14 protein-coding genes are annotated in these 22,786 nt (G+C 63.3%); 10 read left to right on the top strand and 4 right to left on the bottom strand.

All coding sequences use genetic code 11. From position 1 onward, the window contains the following. Positions 1-169: 169 nt before the first annotated feature. Both modA and LPW26_RS23780 read right to left on the bottom strand, forming a co-directional pair. Positions 170-934 carry a molybdate ABC transporter substrate-binding protein gene (modA, locus tag LPW26_RS23785; protein WP_238738207.1) on the bottom strand — a complete coding sequence of 255 codons (765 nt, stop codon included), beginning with the start codon at positions 932-934 and terminating at the stop codon, positions 170-172. A gap of 141 nt (positions 935-1,075) precedes the next feature. Further along, positions 1,076-1,867, bottom strand: a complete 792-nt coding sequence (locus LPW26_RS23780) for a TOBE domain-containing protein (protein WP_319942197.1) — start codon at positions 1,865-1,867, stop codon at positions 1,076-1,078. Positions 1,868-1,966: 99 nt separating this feature from the next. On the opposite strand from LPW26_RS23780, the gene LPW26_RS23775 reads away from it, so the two are divergent. Beyond that, positions 1,967-2,179: a TOBE domain-containing protein gene (locus LPW26_RS23775; protein WP_238738203.1), complete on the top strand. Its 213-nt coding sequence runs from the start codon at positions 1,967-1,969 to the stop codon at positions 2,177-2,179. 159 nt (positions 2,180-2,338) lie between these two features. Here LPW26_RS23775 and LPW26_RS23770 read toward each other — a convergent pair whose 3' ends face one another. Next, positions 2,339-3,295 carry a hypothetical protein gene (locus LPW26_RS23770; RefSeq protein ID WP_238738201.1) on the bottom strand — a complete coding sequence of 319 codons (957 nt, stop codon included), beginning with the start codon at positions 3,293-3,295 and terminating at the stop codon, positions 2,339-2,341. A 336-nt stretch (positions 3,296-3,631) separates the two neighbouring features. Between LPW26_RS23770 and LPW26_RS23765 the strand changes: the two genes are divergently transcribed. From LPW26_RS23765 to LPW26_RS23755, 3 genes are all read left to right on the top strand, one after another. Next, on the top strand, positions 3,632-4,114 hold the full coding sequence (locus LPW26_RS23765) for a Dps family protein (RefSeq protein ID WP_238738200.1): 483 nt from the start codon (positions 3,632-3,634) through the stop codon (positions 4,112-4,114). A gap of 292 nt (positions 4,115-4,406) precedes the next feature. Then, a complete protein-coding gene (locus LPW26_RS23760; protein WP_319942195.1) occupies positions 4,407-5,405 on the top strand; it encodes a cytochrome-c peroxidase in 999 nt (332 codons plus the stop codon). Between the two features lie 129 nt (positions 5,406-5,534). After that, on the top strand, positions 5,535-6,680 hold the full coding sequence (locus tag LPW26_RS23755) for a NapC/NirT family cytochrome c (RefSeq protein WP_238738199.1): 1,146 nt from the start codon (positions 5,535-5,537) through the stop codon (positions 6,678-6,680). Between the two features lie 30 nt (positions 6,681-6,710). On the opposite strand, the gene LPW26_RS23750 is transcribed toward LPW26_RS23755, so the two are convergent. Further along, the gene (locus LPW26_RS23750; protein ID WP_238738198.1) at positions 6,711-7,277 is read right to left on the bottom strand and encodes a DUF2478 domain-containing protein; all 567 of its coding nucleotides are present in this window, start codon (positions 7,275-7,277) and stop codon (positions 6,711-6,713) included. 449 nt (positions 7,278-7,726) lie between these two features. On the opposite strand from LPW26_RS23750, the gene LPW26_RS23745 reads away from it, so the two are divergent. The 6 genes from LPW26_RS23745 to polA all read left to right on the top strand — a co-directional run bounded on the left by LPW26_RS23745 (position 7,727) and on the right by polA (position 22,659). Continuing rightward, complete coding sequence (locus tag LPW26_RS23745; RefSeq protein ID WP_238738197.1) at positions 7,727-12,709, top strand: 2-oxoacid:acceptor oxidoreductase family protein; 4,983 nt, start codon at positions 7,727-7,729, stop codon at positions 12,707-12,709. Next, positions 12,706-15,537: a sulfide/dihydroorotate dehydrogenase-like FAD/NAD-binding protein gene (locus LPW26_RS23740; RefSeq protein ID WP_238738196.1), complete on the top strand. Its 2,832-nt coding sequence runs from the start codon at positions 12,706-12,708 to the stop codon at positions 15,535-15,537. Before LPW26_RS23745 ends, LPW26_RS23740 begins: the two co-directional genes overlap by 4 nt. 135 nt (positions 15,538-15,672) lie before the next feature. Continuing rightward, on the top strand, positions 15,673-16,116 hold the full coding sequence (locus LPW26_RS23735) for a hypothetical protein (RefSeq protein ID WP_238738195.1): 444 nt from the start codon (positions 15,673-15,675) through the stop codon (positions 16,114-16,116). Positions 16,117-16,120: 4 nt separating this feature from the next. Further along, on the top strand, positions 16,121-18,502 hold the full coding sequence (locus LPW26_RS23730; protein ID WP_238738193.1) for a hypothetical protein: 2,382 nt from the start codon (positions 16,121-16,123) through the stop codon (positions 18,500-18,502). A gap of 3 nt (positions 18,503-18,505) precedes the next feature. Continuing rightward, on the top strand, positions 18,506-19,381 hold the full coding sequence (locus LPW26_RS23725; protein ID WP_319942196.1) for a sulfide/dihydroorotate dehydrogenase-like FAD/NAD-binding protein: 876 nt from the start codon (positions 18,506-18,508) through the stop codon (positions 19,379-19,381). Between the two features lie 197 nt (positions 19,382-19,578). Beyond that, on the top strand, positions 19,579-22,659 hold the full coding sequence (gene polA / locus LPW26_RS23720; protein WP_238738190.1) for a DNA polymerase I: 3,081 nt from the start codon (positions 19,579-19,581) through the stop codon (positions 22,657-22,659). Positions 22,660-22,786 lie beyond the last annotated feature (127 nt).

Genomic DNA, 22,786 nt, shown 5'->3' with positions numbered 1-22,786 from the left:
CCCCCCCCCCCCCCCCCCCCCCCCCCCCCCCCCCGCTTCCACGCGGCCGAGCGGCTCAGGCAGGAGGAGAAGCCCCCTCACCCCGGCCCTCTCCCCGCACGCGGGGAGAGGGAGCAGTTGCCGCACAGCTCTTGTCATTCGCGAAACGCTCCGTCTCAAGCGGATGAATTCAGCTCGCTTTGCCGGGCGCGACTTCGTAGCCGTACTTTTCGATGATGGCACGCGACTCCGGGCCCTTCAGGAAGTTGACGAAGGCCTTGGCGGCCTCGTTGGCTTCGCCCTTCTTCAGCAGCACGACATCCTGGGTGATCGGCTTGTACAGCTTCTGCGGCACCACCCAGCGCGAGCCGTCCTTGTCGTTGATGATCTGCGACAGCGCCACGAAACCGACTTCGGCGTTGCCGGTCTGCACGAACTGATAGGCCTGGGTGATGTTGGCGCCTTCGACCAGCTTCGGCTTCAGCTCGGCGTCGAGCTTGAGCGCCTGCATGGTCTCGACCGCGGCGGCGCCGTACGGCGCAGCGACCGGGTTGCAGATCGAGATCTTGGCGAACTTGGCGTCCTTCAGGGTCTGCTCGCCCTTCACTACGCCGGGCGACTTGCTCCACAGCACCAGCTTGCCGATCGCGTAGGTGAAGACGCTGTCCTTCACGCCGAGCCCTTCCTCGGCGAGCTTCTTCGGCCGCGCACTATCGGCCGACAGGAACACCTCGAACGGCGCGTCCTGGGTGATCTGGGTGTAGAACTGGCCGCTGGCGCCGAACGACAGCACCAGTTCGTGGCCGGTCTTGGCCTTGAACGCCGCGGCGATCTCCTTCACCGGCTCGGTGAAATTCGCCGCCACCGCGACGTTGGTGGACGCGGCGAGAGCCTGCGTGGCGGAAATGCCGACCGCGACAGCGCCGAGCAGCGCGAGTTTGAGGACGTGTTTCAAGGCGAGACTCCTAAGTGTGGACGATGAACTCTGATCCGTCTTTGCGAGGAGGCGCAGCCGACGAAGCAATCCAGCCACTTGCAGGGGGCTCCTGGATTGCTTCGTCGCTTCGCTCCTCGCAATGACGCGGATGCATGGTGATCAATCGATCGCGACGATGACGTGCGCGGCGTCGAACAAGGCGCAGGCCGGATCGCCGGGCGACAGCTTCATGTCGGCGGCGCTGCGCGCGGTGATCGAGGCGGCCAGCGTCTTGTCGTCGCCGATGTCGAGGACGATCTCGGCATTCACCGCCGAGATGTCGGCACGGCGGACGACGCCGCGGACGCAGTTGCGCGCCGACACCAGCGGCGCTTCGGTGCCCGGCGAAATCAGCACGAACGGCGCCTTGATCAGCACGATCGCTTCGCGGCCGACGACCAGGCCGAGGCTGCTTACGCTCTCGCTGGTCAGGAGCGCATAGATCGTGGTGTCGGCCGACACTGCGACCGCGACTTCGGCGCTCAGCGTGTCCGACCGGATGTCGGTGATGGTGCCGCGGAGGGCGTTGCGGGCGCTGGTTTTCATGAAGAACCCGGAGACGAGATTGATCGGGGAGATGCCGGTGCCGGCGAGGTCCGGCTCGAGATTTCGGAACACCCGCGCCATTTCGGCCTCCAAGCGGCCGAACGCCTCGATCACGCGCACACCGGTCGGCGTCAGCATGGCGCCGCCGCCGGCTTTGCCACCGGTCCTCGTTTCCAGCAGCGGGCGACCGAACATGTTGGTCATCGCGTCGAGCGCGTCCCACGCCGCTTTGTAGCTGAGGCCCGCCGCCTTTGCGCCCGCGGTAATGCTGCCTTCACGCGCCACCGCCTGCAACAGGCGGATGCGATCCCGGCCCACGCCGGACAGGTCCTTTGTCTTAAGTGTAATCGTGGCCTCGATCGGCATCGACATAAGAAGGACTCGCGCTGGCTCACTAGCGGTCATATAGATTGACTATATAACGCTAGCCTTGATCGGGCTCGTTCGCAACTAGGAGATTCGACTATGAAGATCAGCGCCCGCAATCAGCTCAAGGGCACCATCATCGACATCCAGAAGGGCGCCACCACCTCGCACGTCCGCATCGAGATCGGCGGCGGCGCGGTCGTCACCGCGGCAATCACCAACGAGGCGGTCGAGGAACTCGCGCTCGCCAAGGGCCAGGCGGCCACCGCGGTGATCAAAGCTTCGGACGTGCTCGTCGCCATCGGCGACTGACCTACCCCGAAATCAGGCACGCCCTTCCGTACCGTCATGCCCGGCCTTGAGCCGGGCATCCACGCGTCCAGACAGGGCGCTGCCACAAGAACGTCAGTGGCCGGGACAAGCCCGGCCATGACCAACCACTGAGTTTGATGCGACGTCTCGCACAGAACTTCAGAACAGATAGTTCAGCCGCAGCATCGCCTGATGGCGCTCGAAGTCCTTGAGGTCGAGACGCCGCGAGTCGCCCACTGCCTTGCCCGCCACCTGCGTGCTCCAAGTGCCCGACATGCCGATTTTTTCGGTCAGGTGCATCGAGAAGGTCGGCCCGAGATACACCGCGTCACCGACGAAGCGGTCGAGGCCGAGGCCGTCATAGGCCCGCAGATAGCGCGCCTCGACGCCGACGATCAGATCGGCGCCGACCTTGTAGGATAGCGCGCCATTGACCGAGAGTTCGGAATCGCGCGTCCATTGGTCGGTGAGCTCGCGCGACGCGCCGCCGGAGTACCAGACGTTGACGGTGGCGAACAGTATGTTGTGGATCAGCTCCTTGTCCATCAGGGCGGCGAATTCGCTGCCATAGGTCTGGATGTCGAAGCCGGTCACTTCGTCGAACCTGTTCCAGCTCGGCGCGGCGTGCAGCGTCAGGCCGAACGGCATGACATCGCGATCGAGCAGCTTGTAGCGGAATTCCAGCGATGCGCCGGCGAGCGCGGTGCGGCGATTGTCGATCATATCCGGCACGCCGCTGACCCGTGTCGAGGCAAGGCTGACGCCCGGCGCGACGCGGAAATTGTCGGTCAGCACGAACTTGACCTGCGACAGCACGCCGACGCCGGTGTAGGAGCCGAAGCGTCTGCTGAAGCGGCCGACATTCTCGATCTCGAGTTCGATCTCGCCCTTCTTGCCGATATCCGAGCCCATACTGAAGCCGAAAATATGCTCGGTATCGACACCGTCATGCTGCGCCTGGGCGTCGAGCAGGTCTGTGCGCGGCTTCATCGCGCGCAGACCACCCGACGAAGCCGAAGCCGAAGCCGCGGACAGCCAGGACGGCGCGTCACCGGCTTGCGCGCCGGCCGGGCCGAGCATCAGCACGCCGAGAGTAACAACAAAACAAGACGTCATGTGGCGACCGCACGCCACGACAGATTGCAAAATCATTTGGTCCCCGAATTTCTAACGCGACTAACTCTGGGAACTAATTGCAATCGACAACCGGCCGCGGTCAAAGATTTTGTTTTGTAGGATCAGTAAGTTGGAAGCCGCTTAGATTTGACCCAAAGCAATGACAGGGTAGTTAGTTACCAAAAATAATAGCAACGTTGTTCTTTTGTCGAAGCCCGCGACGCGCCGTTCTCGCGCGTCGATCGATCCAATCGCGGCAGCGCGTGCTAATAGCGCCTGCTCTGCGGCCGATGCGCGTCCGGCGCTCCATTCGGCCGCACAAACCGAGGACATGGAATGAAGAAGGCCCCCCAGATCAATATCGGTATTTCCGAGGAGCATCGCGCCAAGATCGCCGAAGGGCTGTCGCGGCTGCTGGCGGACTCCTACACGCTGTATCTGATGACGCACAATTTTCATTGGAACGTCACCGGCCCGATGTTCAACACGCTGCATACGATGTTCATGGCGCAGTACACCGAGCAATGGACAGCGCTGGATCAGATCGCCGAGCGGATCCGCGCGCTGGGCTTCGCGGCGCCCGGCACCTACAAGGAGTTCGTCAAGCTGGCATCGATCGCCGAAGTCGAAGGCCAGCCGAAAGCGCTGGACATGGTGCGTCACCTGGTGTCGGCGCAGGAAGCCACCGCCCGCACCGCGCGCGAGCTGTTTCCGATCGTCGACGAGGCGAACGATCAGCCGACCGCCGATCTGCTGACGCAGCGGCTCGACGTCCACGAAAAGACGGCGTGGATGCTGCGCAGCCTGCTGGAAGACTAAGTCACGCAGAGGACCAATCGCGGCGATCCGGGGCCTCGCGCGCCGGATCGCTTTCTGCAGTTCGGAATGACATTCGACTTTCGGCCGAGCTTCGTCGATCACCGCACGACATCGCCGAAAAGCGGAACAATGCCAGATATTTAGAAGAGACCGCCCGAGCTTCGCGCGGCTCCGCGATTGACTCCGATCAAAGCCATCAGCTGCGAATAAGAATTACTCTAGTGACGTTCCGCATCGGGGCGGCGTGACCGTGGGTCGCCCTCACGATGCGCGTCACTCTGGGGATTCACTCATGAAATTCGCGACCATGCTGCTGCTGGCGACAGCCGTCTCGCTGACGTTGTCGCTGCCCGCCCGATCTGCCGACGAGCCGATCTCTCCGATCAAACCCGCCGTGGTGAAAGACGCCAAGCTGGTCGAGCTCGGCAAGAAGCTGTTCTTCGATCCGCGGCTGTCGAAGTCGGGCTTCATCTCGTGCAACTCCTGTCACAACTTGTCGATGGGCGGCACCGACAATCTGAAGACATCGATCGGCCACAACTGGCAAAAGGGTCCGATCAACTCGCCGACGGTGCTGAATTCCAGCCTGAACGTCGCGCAGTTCTGGGACGGCCGCGCGCCCACCCTGAAAGATCAGGCCGGCGGCCCGATCGCCAATCCGGGCGAGATGGCGTTCACGCATGATCTCGCGGTCGATCTGCTGAAGTCGATCCCCGGCTATGTCGGCGAATTCCAGTCGGTGTTCGGAAAGTCCAGCACGATCGACATCGAGGAAGTCACGCGCGCGATCGCGGCGTTCGAGGAGACGCTGGTGACGCCGAACTCGCGGTTCGACAAATGGCTGAAGGGCGACAAGAAGGCGCTGACGCCGACCGAACTCGCCGGCTACGAGCTGTTCAAGGATTCCGGCTGCACCGCCTGCCACAACGGCTCCGCGGTCGGCGGCAACACCTTCCAGAAGATGGGCCTGGTCGAGCCCTACAAGACCGACAATCCGGCCGAGGGCCGCATCGCTGTCACCAAGGAGGAAGCCGACCGCTTCAACTTCAAGGTGCCGACGCTGCGCAATGTCGAGCTGACCTATCCCTACTTCCACGACGGCGCCGCGACCACGCTGTCCGACGCGGTCGACACCATGGGTCGGATCCAGCTCGGCAAGAAATTCACGCCGGCCGAGAACGCCAAGGTCGTCGCCTTCCTGAAGACGCTGACCGGCGATCAGCCCGACTTCAAGCTGCCGATCCTGCCGCCGTCGACCGACAAGACCACGCCGCCGAAACCGTTCGACTGACGACGAGGCCGATCATCATCGGTGCACGGAGGTTTCGAGGGCGGACGGCGGCGACGCCGCCCGCCCCTTCGTTGCCGGCAGCAGGCGCTGTCGCCGCCCCCCCCCCCGCCGGCGGCGAGGAATGAGCAGATGAACGTCAAATGGATGCGATCGCCGTGGTCGCTGGCGCCGGTTGCGGTGTTGGCGGCGATTGCAGGCGTCGTGATCTGGGGTGGCTTCAACACGGCGATGGAGGCCACCAACACGCTCGGCTTCTGCGTCTCGTGTCACGAGATGCGCGACAACGTCTATCAGGAGTACAAGAAGACGGTGCACTATCAGAACCGCACAGGCGTGCGGGCGACCTGCTCGGACTGCCACGTGCCGCGCGACTGGCTGCACAAGGTGACGCGCAAAGTGACGGCGACCAAGGAACTGTATCACTGGGCGATCGGCAGCATCGGCACGCAAGAGAAGTTCGAAGCCAAGCGCCACGAACTGGCGCGCCACGAATGGGACCGGATGCGCGCGAGCGACAGCCGCGAATGCCGCAACTGCCATTCCTTCGAGGCGATGGACTTCCACAAGCAGAGCGCCAAGGCGGCCAGCGCGATGACCGCGGCGATGAAGGCCGGGAAGACCTGTATCGATTGCCACAAGGGAATCGCCCACAAGCTACCGGACATCACCGCCCGGCATCGCGCCGCGTTCGCGCAGCTCGCCGCGGAAGCGAAGACGCTCACACCCGCCGCTGGCGCCACGCTCTACGCCATCGCCCGTACGCCGTTCCGGCTGGCGCGGGCTGAGGGCGAGCCCGACGGCGAGATCGCCCCGGCGGCGGCGGTGACCGTGCAGCGTCTCGACGGCGACGCGGTCGAAGTGGAGCTGCAAGGCTGGCAGCGCGAAGGCTCGCCGGAGATCTTGTATCAGCGCCCGAGCCAGCGCGTGCTCGTGGCGACGCTGAACGAGACCGCGGTGGAGAAGCTGACGACGCTCGAAACCGTCACCGACGCCGACACCGACCAGCTTTGGACCCGCGCCCGGCTGGTGCTTTGGGTCGCCGTCGGCGGCTTTGCGCCGTCGCGCGATCCGCTGTGGCGGATCGGCGCCCGGATCAACGACGACAATTGCACGATGTGCCACGCGCTGCGCGCACCGAACATCGCCACCGCCAATCAGTGGATCGGCCACGTCAACGCAATGAAGCGATTCACCGCGCTCGACTCCGACGAGGTCGCGCTGCTGCAGTCCTATCTGCAGAACCACGCCCGCGACGCCGCGCCGGAGAAGCGCTGACTTTCGCCGCTGGAGCCGCGCGCCGATCGCTTACTTGTAGGCTTCGCATATCGTGGTATGGCCGCTCGATGCGGCCTTGCCGCGTGGGGACAGATTGGACCACCACGCCTCGAGCGCGCGGCGCTCGCAGGGCAGCCGGACGCTCATGCCATCGGCGAAGCGAATCCACGCATCGAAGCGTTTGCTCGGCACCGCGATCACCACCGGAATATCGGCGCTCAGCGCACGCACGATCAGATGCAACAGCCCGCGGCCTTCGCTCTCCTGCTGGCCGAAGCGGTTGATGATGACGATGTCGGCGCCCTCGTCCATCGCCGAGCCGACGCGGCCGCCGGCCGCGAGCAGCTGGCCGGGGTCGAGCCGGCAGCCGGTCGCCTCCGCCCCGAGGTCCTGATACAGCGACACTTGCTCGCCGCTATGCACCAGCGTCGCCGACAGCCGCGGCGCGCCGTGCAGCCGATCCCCGAACTGCACCAGACCGACCGCGCGCGTGCCGCGCGCCTTGAGATCGTCCGCGAACGCCCGAAGCAGTTCGTCCGGATCGTCACCCGGCTCGTACACCAGCGCCGCGAGATCGCATTGGGAATCGAAGGTCATCGGCCACTCGTCGGCAAAGCCGACGCTCCTCGCACGGACCCGGCAGATAGGCTCCGGACACACCGTCGTATAGGTACGTATATAACGATGCCGCTCGGGCGACAATTTCTCCTTTAGGTGCAATGCAACATGGCTTCGCGCGGGCGCCCGTATCATCAAACCTGCAGATGCTTCGCAGAACCGATATTGAAATTATATTTCTCAAACGACCACGAAAGCTTTGCTTTTGATGCGCGTCAAATCGACGGTTTCGCCCTCGTGCTAGTGCACCGCACACAGGGCTACGGCTTTACCATCGCGGAGGTTCATCCCCGCCGGAAGCCAATTCTGAAGATCAAGACGAAGTCCGCCGTCCGCTGCCGAGCAGCCGCCGCGGCCAGGAAACGCTTCTCTCGAGCACAGCCGCGACACGCTTCGCGGCGCCGCCACTCAACGAAATGGAACGACCCATGAACGCAAAGTATCCCGGCATTCCCTCCGTCATTCATGGCAACGGCGCAGTGGCGCAGGTCATGGGGCATGTCTGCGGCGGCGTCATCGGCTATCCGATCACGCCCTCGACCGAGATCTCCGAGATCTACGAGGCGTTCCGCTCCTCCGGCGGCTGCAACGTCTGGGGCAAGCACCCGTTCTTCTTCGAGCCCGAGGGCGAGCATTCGGCGCAATCGGGCGCATTGGGCGCGGCGCTGACCGGCGGCAAGTTCATCTCCAACGCCTCCTCATCCCAGGGCATCCTGTACGGGCTGGAATCGCACTATGTGACGGTCGGCAAGAAGGTCGGCGGCTTCGTGCTGCAGGTCGCCGCCCGCGTGGTGTCGAAGCACTCGCTCAACGTGATGGCCGGCCATGACGACGTCTATGCGCTGCTGTCGTCGGGCTACACGATTCTGTTCGGCTCCAATCCGCAGGAAGCCGCCGACCTCGCGGCGATCTCCTACAAGGTGGCCGCGACCTCGCTGATCCCGGTCGCCAATGCGATGGACGGCTTCGCTACCTCGCACATGCTCAGCGAAGCGCTGATGCCGGAGCCGGAGCTGCTGCGCGAATTCCTCGGCGACCCGTCCGGCCGCATCAAGTGCCCGACCGTGGCGCAGGAGATGCTGTTCGGCGCCAAGGGCCGCGTGTTCCAGCTCAAGCAATATCTGCTGCGGCACGACACCGACTTCGTGGCGACTGATCTGGCGTCGCTCCAGAAATTCCTCGACGACAATGCCGACGCGATCGAGACCGACAATGACGGCAAGATCGTCGCCGAGACGCTCGCTTACGTGCCGGAAGAACTGCGCGGCCCGTGGAAGCGGCAGTGGATCAACGCACCAGAAAAGGGCACGCGGCAGCTGGTGCCGGCGCTGGTCGACATCGACAATCCGGGCCTCACCGGCGGCGTGCAGAACCAGCCGGATTTCCAGGCCGGCGCGGTCGACCACCGCACCCACTTCGCCAACGCGGTGCCGCGCTTCGTCAAGGAAGCGATGGACGAATACGCCGCGCTGACTGGCCGCGAATACAAGCCGGTGATGACGTATCTCGCCGACGACGCCGAGCATGTCGTGGTCGGGCTGGGCTCGGTCACCGACGATGCCGAAGCGGTCGCGGCGTATTTGCGCTCGCAGGGCAAGAAGGTCGGCGTGGTGTCGATCAAGATGCTGCAGCCGTTCCCGGAAGCCGAGCTGGTCGAAGCGCTGAAGGGCAAGACCGCCGTCACCGTGCTGGAACGCTCCGACGTCACCGCGCTGACCCAGCTCGTGACGCAGGCGCTATGCAAGGCGCGCGAGAACGGCGACGCCGGCGTGCGTCATGCCGGCATCCCGGCGCTCGACAAACTGCCGAAGATCACCACTGCGATCTTCGGCCTCGGCGGCCACGATCTGCAGCCGCGCGACATGATCGCCTGCTACGCCAATATGGAGAAGCAGGATTCGGCGCCGTTCGTGTATCTCGGCACGCGGTTCTTCACCGAGAATGCGTCGCCCCGCATGGAAGCGCTGCAGAACCGGCTGAAGGCGGCCTATCCGGAAACGCAGTACATGGCGCTGGAAACCGGGACGAACCCGAACCTGCTGCCGCCCTCCGCCTTCCGCATCCGCTTCCACTCGATCGGCGGCTACGGCACCATCGCGTCGGGCAAGCTCTTGACCGATATTCTGGCCGGCGCACTCGACATGCATTCGAAGTCGGCGCCGAAATATGGCTCGGAAAAGAGCGGCGCGCCGACCAACTACTACATCACGCTGTCGCCCGAGCCGGTGAAGATCACCAACGCCGAGCTGGAAGACGTCGAGATCGTGATCTCGCCGGATCATAAGGTCTTCGTGCACACCAACCCGCTGCGCGGCCTAGTGCAGGGCGGCACCTTCATCCTGCAGACCAACCTGACGGCGCTCGAAGTCTGGCGTGACCTGCCCGCCAAGGCGCGGCAGACCATCCGCGACAAGGCCATCAAGTTCTACGTGATCGACGCCTTCGCGGTGGCCAAGCGTCACGCGCCGACCGCCGAGCTCGAAACCCGCATGATGGGCATCGCCTTCATCGGCGCGGTGTGCGGCAATGTCGACCGCGTCGTCGCCGACGCCTCGCAGGACGCGATGCTGACCAAGATCCGCCAGCAGATCAGCAAGAAGTTCGGCGCCAAGGGCGGCGACATCGTCGACGGCAACATGGCGGTGATCCGCGAAGGCCTGGAAGCCACCCACCGGGTCGACGTCGACGCGCCTGAATTCAGCGAAGACGCCATCAAGGCCGCGCCGAAGAAGAAAGCCGACGCCGCGATCTCGGCCTCGATGTGCCGCGCCGCCGCGCCGGCGCAGGCGTCGGGCTTCCTCGATCCGGAGTACTACGACGACGTGCTGGCCGGCCCGTTCCGCGACGGCACCATCGCGGATGCGCCGGTGCTGCCGGGCATGGGCATGTTCATGCCGGCCGGCTCCGCCGCCGCCAAGGACAAGGGCCTGTTCCGCCGCAACGTGCCGGAGTTCAACGCCGACCTGTGCACCGGCTGCATGGAATGCGCGCTGGTCTGCCCGGACGCCGCGATCCCGAACGCCGTGCACGACATCCACGAACTGCTCGGCACCGCGATCAAGCAGCTCGACATCGCGCCCGCGCAAGCTGATGCGCTCCGCGAAAAAGTGCCGGCGCTGAGCGAGGCGATCCGCGAGGTGTATCGCGCCGCCAAGGACGACAAGCCGTTCGCCGACGTAGTCGCCCAGGCCGCCGAAGCGCTGAACGTCGACAACGCCACGCTGAACCGCAACTTCGGCAAGTTGTCAGCGGCGCTGTCGGTGTATCCGGTGGCGCGGACGCGGCCGTTCTTTGACGCGATGGAGAAGAGCCAGCCGGGCTCGGGTGGCCTCTACTCGGTCAGCGTCGATCCGTGGAAGTGCTCGGGCTGCCTCGAATGTATCGACGTCTGCGGCCCCGGCGCGCTGGTCGATCGCGAGCAGGACGAGCCGCTGCTGGAACAGCTGCAGGCCCGGTTCGAATTCCTCAGCCGCACGCCCAACACCCCGGCTAGGTTCACCGAAGGCGCCACCAAGCCGGACGGCGAGACCAAGCGGCTGATGCTCGATCGCGCCAATTATTACGCGACCACCGGCGGCCACGGCGCCTGCCGCGGCTGCGGCGAAGTCACCGCGATCCGGCTGGTCACCTCGACCAACCACGCGATCCACGACAAGCGTCGCAAGGACCACACCCGCGAACTCGAAACCCTGATCGACCAGCTCACCGCCAAGCGGGCGGACGTCGCCGCCGACGCGGAGCGCACCGCGCGGATCGACGCGACGCTGAAGACGCTGGAGAAGCGGCTGTACACTTACGAGAGCGGCCCGACCGGCAACGGTCCGTCCGGCATGGTGATCGCCAACGCGACGGGTTGTTCGAGCGTGTACGCCTCGACCTTCCCGTTCAACCCCTACACCGATCCGTGGGTCAACAGCCTGTTCCAGGACACGCCGGCGGTGGCGAAAGGCATCTTCGAAGGCCTCACCGCGCAGGCCTCCGACGATTTCCGCGCGCTGCGGGTCGCCAAGCTGGAATTGGCCGACGCCTATGATCCGGCCAAGCACGATGGCTACTTCCGTTACTTCGGCTGGGGCCAATTCACGCCGGAAGAACGCAGCCTGCTGCCGACCGTGCTGAGCATGGGCGGCGACGGCGCTACCTACGACATCGGCTTCGGCGCGCTGTCGCGGCTGCTGTCGACCAAGACCCCGATCAAGGTCGTGGTGCTGAACACCGGTGCGTATTCCAACACGGGCGGCCAAACCTCGACCGCGAGCCTGACCGGTCAAGACTCCGACCTGTCGCGGTTCGGCGTCGCCAATCACGGCAAGCAGGAGTCGCGCAAAGAACTCGGCCTGATCGCCTCGTTCCATCCGAGCGTGCTCGTGGTGCAGACCGCGACCGCGCTGCAGGGCCACTTCCTCAAGAACGTGATGGAGTTCCTCAACCACACCTCGTCGCCGGCCGTGCTCGACGTTTACACCCCGTGCCAGGCCGAGCACGGCATCGGCGACGCCGTCGCCAACCGCCAGGCGCGCCTCGCGGTCGAGAGCCGGATGAATCCGGTGTTCGTCCACGATCCGCGCAAGGTCGGTAAGCTGGAGCGCGCCTTCTGCCTCGACGGCAACCCGGAGGCCGATCAGGACTGGGCCAGCAAGTCGATCGAGTATGTCGACGACGCCGGCGCCACCCAGCTCCTGAAGGCCAAGCTGACGCCGGCCGACTTCGCCTACACCGAAGTCCGCTTCCGCAAGCAGTTCAAGCTGCTGAAGAAGGACGAGGGCGCCCTGCCGATCGACGAATACGTCGCGCTCGACGCCGCCGGTCGCGCCGGCAAGACGCCGTTCATCCACGTCGCCGACGCCGACAAGAAGCTGGTCAGGATGGCGGTCGGCGAAACCGTGGTGGCGCTGGTCGAGGAGCGGCGCAAATACTGGCGCACCCTGCAGGTGCTCGCCGGCTTCGACGTCCGCGCGCTCGACGACAGCCACCGCGTCGAACTGGAAGCGCTGCAGCAGCAGTACGAGGAGCAGGTCAAGGCCCGCGAATCCTCGCTCGATACGATCGCGCGCGGCATGAGCGAACTGGCCGCGTCGTCCAACGCACCCGCGGCCGGCTTCGGCGCCCTGATGAACGGCTTCGCGCCGGCCCCGGCGGCGGCTCCGACCAACGGCGCCAAGGCGGCGAACGGCAATGGTGCCGAGCCGATCCACATCGAGGATGCGGATCTGGACAAATGCACCAACTGCAAGAGCTGCTACCAGGACGTGCCTGAAGTGTTCGAACTCACCAAGATCGTCGTCGGCGGCGCCCCCAAGGACGTCGCCCATGTGATCCCCGGCGTGTTCGGCAAGCTCAAGGTGACGCCCGAACTGTCGGCCAAGCTCAGCCGCGCGGCGGCGAATTGCGACGCGGAGATCATCCGATGAGCGTGACCGGGACGATCTCCAACGATGTGCTGCGCTACCAGCAGGCGCGCAGCACGCTCGAAAGCTCCAAGAGCGAGCTAGAAGAACTGCAGGCCAGCGAAGCGGTCGGCGTGTTCCAGAAACAGCTCGCGCTGCTGCAGAAGCGCCTGGTCAATGACCCGGCATCGCTGCGCAACATGTTCATCGCCGACGGCACCAGCGCCATCGTCTGGGAATTCCAGCAGGCAGAGCTGGGTGAAGCCTTCACCACCACGCTGTGGAATCTGCTGGCCCGCGGCGATGATATGAGCATCATCCTGCAGCGCTTCATCTGGGCGCTGCCGCTGAAGTTCAAGCGCAAGTTCATCAAGGCGATCGACGTGCATCTGCGCGGCCGCTACCCGATGTTCGAAAACCTCTCGGAAGGCTGGCCGGGCGAGGCGTTCATCCCGCCCTACATCCGTCCGGCGGAGCAGCGCGCGGTCGACTTCGAGCTCGTCAACCAGGGCTATCTCGGCTACCAGTCGATCGGCTACTCGCTGCGCGAGTGCGAGCTGTTCGTCTGGCTCGAAGTGATGCGCGACAAGCAGTGCGACGACAAGCCGTGCGAACTCGGCGTGCTGATCCACGGCAAGAGCGAGCCGAAGGGCGGCTGCCCGGTCAAGATCCACATCCCCGAGATGCTGGACCTGCTCGGCAACGGCAAGCATCGCGAAGCGCTGGAGCTGATCGAAAGCTGCAATCCGCTGCCCAACGTCACCGGCCGGGTCTGCCCGCAGGAACTGCAGTGCCAGGGCGTCTGCACGCACACCAAGCGGCCGATCGAGATCGGCCAGCTCGAGTGGTACCTGCCCGAGCATCAGAAGCTGGTCGACCCGAACGCCAATGCGCGCTTCGCCGGCCGCATCAGCCCGTGGGCCGCGGCGGCCAAGCCGCCGATCGCGGTGGTCGGCTCCGGTCCGTCCGGCCTGATCAACGCTTATCTGCTGGCGGTCGAAGGCTTCCCGGTCACGATCTTCGAGGCGTTCCACGACCTCGGCGGCGTGCTGCGCTACGGCATTCCTGAATTCCGCCTGCCCAACACCCTGATCGACGACGTCGTCGAGAAGATCATCCTGCTCGGCGGCCGCTTCGTGAAGAATTTTGTGGTCGGCAAGACCGCGACGCTGGAGGATCTCAAGTCCGAAGGCTTCTGGAAGATCTTCGTCGGCACCGGCGCGGGTCTTCCCACGTTTATGAACGTGCCCGGCGAGCATCTGCTCGGCGTGATGTCGGCCAACGAGTTTCTGACCCGCGTCAACCTGATGCGCGGCCTCGACGATCGCTATGAGACTCCCTTGCCGGAGACCAAAGGCAAGAACGTGTTCGTGATCGGCGGCGGCAACACCGCGATGGACGCGGCGCGCACCGCGAAACGTTTGGGCGGCAATGTCACAATCGTGTATCGCCGCACCAAGAGCGAGATGCCGGCCCGCGTCGAGGAGCTGCATCACGCGCTGGAAGAAGGCATCAATCTCGCGGTACTACGTGCGCCGCGCGAATTCATCGGCGACGACCACACCCACTTCGTCACCCACGCGCTGCTCGACGTCAACGAACTCGGCGAACCCGACAAGTCCGGCCGCCGCAGCCCGAAGCCGACCGGGCAGATCGAACGCGTGCCGGTCGACCTCGTCATCATGGCGCTTGGCAACACCGCCAACCCGATCATGAAGGACGCCGAGCCCGGCCTGAAGACCAACAAATGGGGCACCATCGAGGTCGAAGCAGGTTCGCAGCGCACCTCGATCAAGGACGTCTACACCGGCGGCGACGCCGCGCGCGGCGGCTCCACCGCGATCCGCGCGGCCGGCGACGGCCAGGCGGCAGCGCGCGAAATCGTCGGCGAGATTCCGTTCACGGCGGCCGAGATCAAGGACCGCGTCGAACGCGCCGCGAAGTACACCGAGCTCGGCCAGATTGCCCAGACCATCGTCAACAAGGTGCCGCTCGCCGGCGGCATCGTCGAGTTCACCGTGCGGGCGCCGATGGTGGCGCGGGCCGCGCAGGCCGGCCAGTTCGTCCGCGTGCTGCCGTGGGAGAAGGGTGAGCTGATCCCGCTGACGCTGGCGGACTGGGACGCCGAGAAGGGCACCATCGATCTCGTCGTGCAGGGCATGGGCACCTCGTCGCTGGAGATCAACCGGATGGCGATCGGCGACGCGTTCTCCGGCATCGCCGGCCCGCTCGGCCGCGCCTCGGAGCTGCATCGCTACGACGGCAACCAGACCGTGGTGTTCTGCGCCGGCGGCGTCGGCCTGCCGCCGGTGTATCCGATCATGCGCGAGCATTTGCGGCTCGGAAACCACGTGACGCTGATCTCCGGCTTCCGCGCCAAGGAGTTCCTGTTCTGGACCGGCGACGACGAGCGCGTCGGCAAGCTGAAGCAGGAGTTCGGCGACCAGCTGTCGCTGATCTACACGACCAATGACGGCAGCTACGGCGTCAAAGGCTTCGTCACCGGCCCGCTCGAGGAGATGATCAAGGCCAACCAGCAGGGCATCGGCCGCAGCATCGCCGAAGTGATCGCGATCGGCCCGCCGCTGATGATGCGGGCGGTCTCCGACCTCACCAAGCCGTATGGGGTCAAGACCGTGGCGAGCCTCAACTCGATCATGGTCGACGCCACGGGGATGTGCGGCGCCTGCATGGTGCCGGTCACCATCGACGGCAAGCTGGTGCGCAAGCACGCCTGCATCGACGGTCCGGAAATCGACGCCCACATCATCGACTGGGACAAGTTCCTGCCCCGCTTCAACGCCTTCAAGGCGCAGGAGCTGGAGAGCAAGGCGAAGCACGGGTTCGCGTAAGCATCTGCAAGGCGACGCCTAGGTCAAGAGTGACGTCGCCCTAATCTCCGATCCACTCAGCCCAATTGATAACTAGACTCTACCGCACTGCACAACTCGATCAATTGCACACAAAGAACATACGAAGGAGATTCGATGCCGGACGCCTGCCCGATTTTGATACAAGCAGCATCGGCCGCGCCCACGTGGTGGGGGCCATTCTTGGGAGGAGCCGTTGGCGCTTTAGCGGCAGCACTTGCCGCAATCCTCTCCTTCAGGGCAATGAGCAAAGCAACGAATGCTTCCCTCCTCACTAATTCATTACTCCTCTTAGAGAAGAAGGAGAGCTTGAAGCGGGAGGCATTCTCAGAGCTACTAGCGATAACGTACAATCAGAAGACACCGGCCACGGTATCTGACGCGCACCGAACTATCGCTAGACTGAAATTGCTAATAGATCCCAAGAATAAATCCAGTTCAGATTTATTAGATCACCTTGATAGCATCTTTGTGAGGCCGGACTTTACCGATTGGCGGGCGCGACTTATTGAGTTGGCATTCACAGAATTGGAACGCAAAAACTCTTTCAACGCGGGATAATGCAATGCTCTCTAAAGTTACAAAACTAACACCAACTGAAATCGCAAAGACACTCATCGAGTTCACTCAAACCGCTTTCACAGAAGAAGTCCGAAATACCAGATACATATCCGCGATCGCCCTTCTTCGACGAAAAGAAAACTACAAAGCTCCATTACTGGAAGAACTAGTAGAAAGCCGCAAAGCTCTATCCCACTTGATGCAATCAACGTTTCGGAGCTTGCCCGCAAATCCAAACAAGACGTCGGACATCTTGAAATTCAATGCAACCTATTCTACTAGCGCACCCCGGACATCGAACGAGCATCGCGGTTTTGAAGCGATCAGCGACCTCATCACCGACTGCGTCAATAAGCATGATTACATCGCCCTAATTGGATCTCGAGGCATTGGTAAGACGGCACTTTTGAATAAATGGCTTAATGATAACACCAAGACAAAACTAGAAGTCGACCTCAACTTGGCTTGGTTCCGAATTGACGCAACAAAAGTATACCAACTCAGAGAAGGACAGAGGTTCGATTCCGCAAAATCGAACTTAGGTAATTATTTTAAAGTGCACTCCGCGTATGTCTTTGCGAAATACAGTGGACTTCTTCAGAATGCTGCCGCTGACAGCCAACAATTTGACAGAGTGAGAACGTCACTTGCGAAGACGCTCGAAGGAGACAAGCGCGTCAAATTTGACGCAGCCATCTCAATTCTTCAGGGACACCAAGAACGGGTCGTATCGATAAACACCGGCTTCTGGAGCGAGCGCTTCATTGACAGCGCATTCGAAGACTCCAACTCGGAGGTGTTCGGCGCGGCGCTAGATGTTTGGGATGCATTGAAACCCATCCTCTCAAAGGAAAAGATCGGCGTTCTCTGCATCGTTGACGGAATAGACAACGTATCTTGGAGCAAGGATAACAAACTATACATCGAGATGTGCTCGGACGCGAAGGAGTTTATAGACGCAATTCACACTATTACGGGCAACAAGAAGGCAAAGATTTTACTGGTTGCTCGTCCTGAGACGATACCGGAGCTGGAGGTTTTAATTCGACCACATGGCTCAAGCGCTCCGATTGGCCCGGAGGTGCGATTCGCCTCTATCGAGTTGAGCAGTCCAAATGCCCGCGTCGTATTAGAAAAGAAAATCGCCGCAACTATCGAGAGCGCAGAATTCGGACCCGAGCGGGAGAGATTCGAAGAAAAAGTGATCGAACTGCAAAAGATCGATCCTGAGATAGAAAGTCCACAAGCGCTACTGAATTCTGTCAGACAAATTGGACAAGGCTATTTACCGCGAATTGTTGACGACATCAATCGCATCTATCGCTACATAAGCAATGCTGGCGGGACCGGGACGCGCCCGTTTGCTGAAGAGCGCACAATCGCAATACTTTTTGACAACGACTTGCGCGCTCTCCTGGAGTGCTTTGTCATGATGAACAAAGCCCAGAGCATTGCCTCCCGGCAGAAGGTTACAGGCGCCGAAGAGCCCAGCCGGTACCTGGAGTACCTACTTCTTTCCGGACGAAACTATCTGGAGTCGACACCTCATTCTCGTCGAAGGCGATATTATCGCATTCCAGATGGCGAGGTCTTTCCGAACATCTTCTGGTACGACCCAGTAAATGCGAGAGAACATTCACTGCGTTGGCACGGGCTTGCGGGTTATCGCATGCTACAACTTGCAGAAAAAATGGACACTGTAGCCGGTGCTGATTTAATTTTCATACTCCAAGAAATGTTCGGATACTGCTCGCCGGTGCTGATGGAACAACTCGAAGCGTTTGTTGCCTACGGCTTATTGAATGTCGAATTCAATGAACGTCGAGAGCCAATTCACTGCACAGATGCAGACACTTCATTCCAGCACTACGATGCCCTTGTGTCGCTTAGCGAGAAAGGGCGGATGATTAGGACGCTATCCTTTGCATACATCGACTGGCTCTTCTTTCTGGCTCTTGATACCCCCATGCATTTTTCCGAGGTGGACGACTCCAAGAGGACGCGCTTTTATGTGCATCCATTTTCTCTCGACGGCAATAGGGTGCATTTCTTTGATGCATACTGTCCAACCCTTACAACATTCTCACGTCACATAATGTATTACTCTGCCCAAGAACTGCAGAGTATTAAGGCGAGATTTGGTGAGCTTGATGCAAAGTTCCCGGGACTTGTTACAAGTGATAAAGCTCTTTTGTCCTGGTTTGAAATACCTAATAGCTTCCTTCCAATCCTTCAATCTGAACTGACGGGAGCCATCGCGGCTAGACGAGCCCAATTGAATTCGAGTGGCACTCCCGGTGTGTGGGGTGAGCGTTACGTACTTGACCTATTGGGAGCGTTCGGCCTAGAGGGCAGAAGGCCTGAACCGCATGGGATTGTGAATTGATGAATCGGTAATTTCGTTTTCTTTCCGAGGTTGCACGATATTCGGCCCCGCGCCCCGATGGTGGCGCGCTCGGCGCAGGCCGGACAGTTCGTCCGCGTGCTGCCGTGGGAGAAGGGCGAACTGATCCCGCTGACGCTGGCGGATTGGGACGCCGAGAACGGCACCATCGATCTCGTCGTGCAGGGCATGGGCACGTCATCGCTGGAGATCAACCGCATGGCGATCGGCGATGCGTTCTCCGGCATCGCCGGCCCGCTCGGCCGCGCCAGCGAGCTGCACCGCTACGAGGGCAACCAGACCGTGGTGTTCTGCGCCGGCGGCGTCGGCCTGCCGCCGGTGTATCCGATCATGCGCAAACACCTGCGGCTCGGCAATCACGTCACCCTGATCTCCGGCTTCCGCGCCAAGGAGTTCCTGTTCTGGACCGGCGACGACGAGCGCATCGGCAAGCTGAAGCAGGAATTCGGCGACCAGCTGTCGCTGATCTACACGACGAACGACGGCTCCTACGGCGTGAAGGGCTTTGTCACCGGCCCGCTCGAGGAAATGATCAAGGCCAACCAGCAGGGCATCGGCCGCAGCATCGCCGAGGTGATCGCGATCGGCCCGCCGCTGATGATGCGGGCGGTCTCCGACCTCACCAAGCCGTATGGCGTCAAGACCGTGGCGAGCCTCAACTCGATTATGGTGGACGCCACCGGCATGTGCGGCGCCTGCATGGTGCCGGTGACGATCGACGGCAAGCTGGTCCGCAAACACGCCTGCATCGACGGCCCCGAAATCGACGCCCACATCATCGACTGGGACAAATTCCTGCCGCGCTTCAACGCCTTCAAGGCGCAGGAACTGGAGAGCAAGAGGAAGCACGGGTTCGCGTAAGCGGCCCGAGTGGGCGATCCACACTTTGAACCACGTCATGCCCGGGCTCGGCCCGGGCATCCACGTCTTTGGGCTTCGTCACCGCTCAAGGCGTGGATGGCCGGGACGAGCCCGGCCATGACGGCTGGACGCGCATCGCAACAAACGCGGGCCTGTGGAGGGGTGCCAAATCCTGCAAAAGCCCTTAAGTTGCGGCCATGCCGAAAACGCCAAAGTCCGCCGCTGCGACGCCTGCCGCTTCCTCCGCCACGCCCCCTGCCCCCGTCGGCGTCAAGCCGCCCGGCAAGGGCGACCATGTGTTTCTGGTCGATGGCTCGTCGTATATTTTCCGCGCCTATCACGCGCTGCCGCCGCTGACCCGCAAGTCGGACGGGCTGCAGGTCAATGCCGTGCTCGGCTTCTGCAACATGCTGTGGAAGCTGCTGCGCGACATGCCGCCGGAGAACCGGCCGACCCATCTGGCGATCATCTTCGACAAATCGGAAGTCACGTTCCGCAACGCGCTGTATCCCGACTACAAGGCGCACCGGCCGCCAGCGCCGGATGATCTGATTCCGCAATTCGCGCTGATCCGCGAGGCGGTGCGGGCGTTCGACCTGCCGTGTCTGGAGCAGTCCGGCTTCGAGGCCGACGATTTGATCGCCACTTACGTCCGCGAGGCGTGCGAGCGCGGCGCCACCGCGACCATCGTGTCGTCCGACAAGGACCTGATGCAGCTCGTGACCGACTGCGTCACGATGTACGACACCATGAAGGACCGCCGCATCGGCGTGCCCGAAGTGATCGAGAAATTCGGCGTGCCGCCGGAGAAGGTCGTCGAGGTCCAGGCGCTCGCCGGCGACAGCGTCGACAACGTGCCGGGCGTGCCGGGCATCGGCATCAAGACCGCGGCGCAACTGATCACCGAATATGGCGATCTCGAAACGCTGCTGGCGCGCGCCACCGAGATCAAGCAGCCGAAGCGCCGCGAGGCGCTGATCGAGAATGCCGAGAAGGCGCGGATCTCGCGGCAGCTGGTGCTGCTCGACGACAAGGTCAAGCTCGACGTGCCGCTGGCGGAGCTGGCGGTACACGAGCCGGACGCGCGCAAACTGGTGGCGTTCCTCAAGGCGATGGAATTCACCACGCTGACGCGGCGTGTCGCCGACTACGCGCAGATCGATCCGTCGGATGTCGAAGCGGAGACGGCGCTGAAATCGGCCGTTCCGCCACTGGCGAAGAGTGGCGCTGCCGCGGGCGGCGACCTGTTTTCGGGGCAAGAGCCCTCACCCCAGCCCTCTCCCGCAAGCGGGAGAGGGGGCGCGCCGCAAGCGGGGCAAGGTGGTCCGCTGAACGCGGGGCGCGGGCGCGACGGCAAAGCGGGCGTGGTGTTGTCGCCGGAGGCGCTGGTCGCCGCGCGCGCAGAGGCGGCCCGGAAAGTCCCTGTCGATCGCACCGCCTACAAGACCCTACACAGCCTCGACGAGTTGCACGGCTTCATCGCCCGGATTCACGAGACCGGCGTCGTTGCGCTGGAAGCTGCCGCGACGTCGATCGATCCGATGCAGGCGGAGCTGATCGGCCTCGCGCTGGCGGTCGGGCCGAACGACGCTTGCTACATCCCGCTCGCCCACAAGCAGAACGGCGATGGCGACGGCCTGTTCGCCGCCGGGCTCGCGCCCGATCAGATCGGGACGCGGGACGCGCTGGATGCGCTGCGGCCGATTCTGGAATCCGCCGGCTTTGCCAAGGTCGGCTTCGCCATCAAGTTCGCCGCGGTGCTGCTGGCGCAGCACGGCATCAGCTTACGCAACATCGACGATCCGCAGTTGATGTCCTACGCGCTCGACGCCGGCCGCGGCAGCCACGCGCTGGATGCGCTGAGCGAGAGCAATCTCGGCCACACGCTGCATACGCTGAGCGAACTGACCGGCACCGGCAAAAACAAGATCGGCTTCGACCAGGTGCCGATCGACCGCGCCACCGCCTACGCCGCCGAGCGCGCCGACGTGGCGCTGCGGCTGGCGCGCGTGCTCAAGCCGCGGCTCGTCGCCGGCTCGATGACTGCGGTGTACGAGACTCTCGAACGCCCGCTGGTCGGCGTGCTGGCGCGGATGGAGCGGCGCGGCATTTCGATCGATCGCCAGGTGCTGGCGCGGCTGTCGTCCGACTTCGCCCAAACGGCGGCGCGGATCGAGGCGGAAATCCGCGAGCTCGCCGGCGAGGACATCAATATCGGCAGCCCCAAGCAGCTCGGCGACATCCTGTTCGGCAAGATGGGCCTGCCGGGCGGCAGCAAGACCAAGACCGGCGCGTGGTCGACCTCGGCGCAGGTGCTGGATGAACTCGCCGAACAAGGGCACGAATTCCCGCGAAAAATTCTCGAATGGCGTCAGGTGTCGAAGCTGCGCTCGACCTACACCGACGCGCTGCCGAATTACGTGCATCCGCAGACCCACCGCGTCCACACCACCTACGCGCTCGCCGCCACCACCACCGGGCGGCTGTCGTCGAACGAGCCGAATTTGCAGAACATCCCGGTGCGCACCGAGGACGGCCGAAAGATCCGCCGCGCCTTCGTGGCGACGCCCGGCCACAAGCTGGTGTCGGCGGACTACTCGCAGATCGAACTGCGGCTGCTGTCGGAAGTCGCCGACGTGCCGGCGCTTCGGAAGGCGTTTCAGGACGGCATCGACATTCACGCGATGACGGCGTCGGAGATGTTCGGCGTGCCGGTCGAAGGCATGCCGTCGGAAATTCGGCGCCGCGCCAAGGCAATCAATTTCGGCATCATCTACGGCATCTCGGCGTTCGGCCTCGCCAACCAACTGAGCATCCCGCGCGAAGAAGCCGGCGCCTATATCAAGCGCTACTTCGAACGCTTCCCCGGCATCCGCGCCTATATGGACGAGACCCGCGATTTCTGCCGGGCGCACGGCTATGTCGAAACGCTGTTCGGCCGCAAATGCCACTACCCGGACATCAAGGCCTCGAACCCGTCGATCCGCGCCTTCAACGAGCGCGCCGCCATCAATGCCCGGCTGCAAGGCTCCGCCGCCGACATCATCCGCCGCGCCATGGTGCGGATGGAGGACGCGCTGGCGCAGAAGAAGCTCAGCGCGCAGATGCTGCTGCAGGTCCACGACGAACTGATCTTCGAAGTCCCCGAAGACGAAGTCGCCGCGACGCTGCCGGTGGTCCAGCACGTGATGCAGGACGCGCCCTTCCCGGCGGTGCTGCTCAACGTCCCGCTGCAGGTCGACGCGAGGGCGGCGGACAATTGGGACGAGGCGCATTAGTGGCGCTGATCGCTATGGGTTGCTGATCCGCGGCGGGCACTGCGCACCTCTCCCGCCTGCGGGAGAGGTCGGATCGCGAAGCGATCCGGGTGAGGGCACTCCTCTCCGCGCTTGCTGAGTCAGTGCC

The sequence above is a fragment of the Rhodopseudomonas infernalis genome (genome assembly GCF_022271405.1).
GTDB classification, from domain to species: Bacteria; Pseudomonadota; Alphaproteobacteria; order Rhizobiales; family Xanthobacteraceae; genus Rhodopseudomonas; species Rhodopseudomonas infernalis.
Note: the sequence above shows the minus strand (reverse complement) of the source record. Positions and strands in the feature narration are given on the sequence as shown.